This is a genomic window from Aeromicrobium halocynthiae (assembly GCF_039531385.1).
In the GTDB taxonomy this organism is placed as follows: Bacteria; Actinomycetota; Actinomycetes; order Propionibacteriales; family Nocardioidaceae; genus Aeromicrobium; species Aeromicrobium halocynthiae.
In genome coordinates this window covers 1-1,826 of the sequence record NZ_BAAAPY010000022.1, presented here as the reverse complement: position 1 = coordinate 1,826, position 1,826 = coordinate 1, and the positions used below count along the sequence as shown (strand labels likewise).

Annotated in this window: 2 protein-coding genes and 1 pseudogene; all 3 read left to right on the top strand. The window is 65.4% G+C overall.

Going from position 1 to position 1,826, the window contains the following annotated elements; translation table 11 throughout:
- A pseudogene (locus ABD213_RS14990) lies at positions 1–233 on the top strand (IS110 family transposase); the annotation flags it as partial.
- A 55-nt stretch (positions 234–288) separates the two neighbouring features.
- Entirely contained in the window at positions 289–648 is a 360-nt protein-coding gene (gene cmtR, locus ABD213_RS14985) for a Cd(II)/Pb(II)-sensing metalloregulatory transcriptional regulator CmtR (RefSeq protein WP_344330287.1), read from the top strand.
- Complete coding sequence (locus ABD213_RS14980) at positions 645–1,247, top strand: cadmium resistance transporter (protein ID WP_016997609.1); 603 nt, start codon at positions 645–647, stop codon at positions 1,245–1,247. Before cmtR ends, ABD213_RS14980 begins: the two co-directional genes overlap by 4 nt.
- Positions 1,248–1,826 lie beyond the last annotated feature (579 nt).

Sequence of the window (1,826 nt, the reverse complement as noted above, 5' to 3'; positions counted from 1 at the left end):
GGCATCGGTTGAACCGGGGCGGCCATCGCCAGGCCAACGCTGCGCTCTACCGGGTCGTGATCGTGCGGATGCAACACCACGAACCGACCAAGGCCTACGTCGCTCGGCGGACGTCGGAGGGCAAGACGAAAGCCGAGATCATCCGCTGCCTCAAGCGACTCCTCGCACGCGAACTCTGGGCCGCCATGCGACCCATCCGCGATGCACGAATCGAGTCCCAGATCGCCGCTTGACGGATATAGGAGCATCTGTGACCAAGTGTTCAGTGCGCGCTGTATAGTTCAGTCCATGCTGACTACTGCTTCGCGTCTCGACGTGATGAACCGCCTGGGTCGTGCACTGGCCGACCCCACTCGATCCCGGATCATCTTGACCCTGCTCGACCATCCCGCTTACCCGGCGGAACTGGCCCGAGATCTGGACCTGACACGCCCGAACGTGTCCAACCACCTGGCATGCCTGCGCGATTGCGGGATCGTCGTCTCCGAGCCCGAGGGTCGTCGGACACGATATGAGATCGCCGATTCGCACCTGGCGCAGGCGCTGACGGCACTGGTCGATGCCACCCTGGCAGTGGACGAAGACGCCCCGTGCATCGATCCCGCCTGCTCGCTTCCCGGATGCGACGCAGCTGGGAAGGGCGCATGATCCTCACCTCGGTCTTGCAGGCGATGGGCCTGTTCGCAGCGACCAACATCGACGACATCATCGTGCTCTCCCTCTTCTTCGCGCGAGGGGCAGGCCAGCGCGGCACTACCGCCCGCATTCTGGCCGGCCAGTACCTCGGATTCGCCGGCATCCTCGGTGCCGCGGTCCTGGTGACCATCGGCGCCGGAGCATTCCTGCCCTCGGCAGCCATCCCGTACTTCGGTCTCATCCCTCTGGGCCTCGGCCTCTGGGCCGCATGGCAGGCCTGGCGCGGAGACGATGACGACGATGACGACGAGGCCAAGGTTGCCGGCAAGAAGGTCGGCGTGTGGACAGTCGCAGGCGTCACCCTTGCCAACGGCGGCGACAACATCGGCGTCTACACCCCTGTCTTCCTCAGCGTGGAACCTCTCGCAGTAGTCGCCTACTGCATCGTCTTCCTCGCGCTCGTCGCGGTCCTGGTGGCCCTGGCAAAGTTCGTCGCCACCCGCCCCCCGATCGCCGAAGTGCTCGAACGCTGGGAGCACATCCTCTTCCCCATCGTTCTCATCGGCCTCGGCATCGTGATCCTCGTCAGCGGCGGAGCCTTCGGACTCTGACGTAGCGGCCGCGATCCAAACGGCCCCGACCGGGCGCACCCCTCTCGGTTCAGACCGCGACACCTACCTGCCGCCAGTCCTGCGTGATCGCGGCAACAAGACCGCCACGGAGCGCTGCAAAAACCCCGCCACCAAGCGAACGAAGCCACAGCGCGGCACCGCGCTGGGCGAGCCAACACCCGCGGCCCGTGTCTCAGAAACCACCGTTTGTGAGGATGACGGAACAGCGACACCGCCGCGGCCGCAGCGGCTACATCGACGACACCGCTCACCGGATCGGCAATTGGATCGACCCATGCGACCTGACCGCTTGAGCCGAGCGGATGACCGGTCTCGGCATGAACCTCATCGTCGTCCAACGAGACAACCCGGTCATCGGACTCGTCCGGCAGGCGAGACCAGCTCCGGCCCGAGGCTGCCGACACCGTCGCGCAGACGTCTAACGACTTAACGGGCTCTTCACAATCCAGGGTGTAGTCGAGGCCTGAACCCGCCGGACTCGAGCAAGCATCTCGCGATGTAGTTCGTGAGGTTGCGGAACCCGAGTGCGGAGCCGCGTAGGTGCTCGAGCCTGCCGTT